The 1,149-nt window shown below is 35.9% G+C and carries 1 protein-coding gene and 1 pseudogene; both read right to left on the bottom strand.

Annotated features, from left to right (window positions below; all coding sequences use genetic code 11):
* Positions 1 to 179, bottom strand: a pseudogene (locus ACFIL8_RS10655) (exonuclease); the annotation flags it as partial.
* A gap of 502 nt (positions 180 to 681) precedes the next feature.
* On the bottom strand, positions 682 to 984 hold the full coding sequence (locus tag ACFIL8_RS10660; RefSeq protein WP_375613491.1) for a hypothetical protein: 303 nt from the start codon (positions 982 to 984) through the stop codon (positions 682 to 684).
* Positions 985 to 1,149 lie beyond the last annotated feature (165 nt).

Raw genomic sequence — 1,149 nt, forward strand, 5'->3', positions numbered from 1 at the left:
GGTGTTGTATAAGATTGGCTTATTTCCTCTATTAAGCGTTCTGTCATGAGTTTCGTTTTGTAGTCTTCATATTTGCTTGTAGGAAAACCTTTTGCTGTCTTACTGAGTACGTTGTAAACGTTTGAAGCAGTGACTTTACCCAAGCGCGCTTGAAACCATTGTGCTGTTCTTTGCTCCATCTCACACCGCCGTTCCCTGTTCGTGTGGCGTTGCTATATCGGCATCTTGTATAGTAGAATCTGTTTCTACCTTTTGCCTGTTTTGTTTATCTTTCAAAAGATGTAACACCGTTTGTGCTTATACTTCAGACATATCATCAAGCTTTTTAACGTTGTCTCTGCTATCCAGTCCCGCAGAATCGATCTGAAACCATGAAGTCTATAATCAAAACCTTTGTCTTTCATGAATTTAGGAAGTGCTACATCAGATATAGGCTTTCCAAAACTCTCAACAAATAAAAAACCATTTTTTTGCTTTTTCAATAACAGCAAACGCTTCAGCTGTAAGCGGCACATGAAAATCAGAAACCTTTCCAACAATTCTCTTCATATTTTCTTTTGGGATAATCCATATTGATCCATAAATCTCTAAATATGCCTGATTGGTATAAAAAAAACCGTCAAAATAAGAAGTTTTAAAGCTAGATGTGATACAAGCTCATCATTTTAAGATTGAAAAAACTTAGGCATTTCTTTCCATGGCATAGCTGGAATATTTTGGGTATTTTGAATAAACTTTCCTAATAAAGCTTTTGCTTTTAATTGCATATCTACATTTATACCAAGTGCCGCCGCATGTTTTATAGCTATATTCAAGCGGGGATAGAGCTTTACTTGCTGTTTCGTTTTTTGTCTTCCAAATGGGAAAAATGCATCCTTTTATATCAATTTGCGTCAGTTCAATGATTGGCGTATCATCAAGTTTAGAAAAAACATGTAACTCAAGAGGTGTTAACCAGCTTGCTGCTTTTCCTTCATTTTTCAATTCGTTTTTTTGGCTTCAAAAGTACTAGAGGCAATTTCTCGTAAAGAAATCCCCCCCTGCTCGACGTAAATTTTCTTTTTGTTTTCGGCGAATCGGGTCAATTCTTTGATCTAAAAGATCACGACAAGCTAAAGCTTTGAACAGTGCTTCTTTTAAAGATACATT

Source organism: Bartonella sp. AP57NXGY, assembly GCF_042195805.1.
GTDB lineage: Bacteria > Pseudomonadota > Alphaproteobacteria > Rhizobiales > Rhizobiaceae > Bartonella.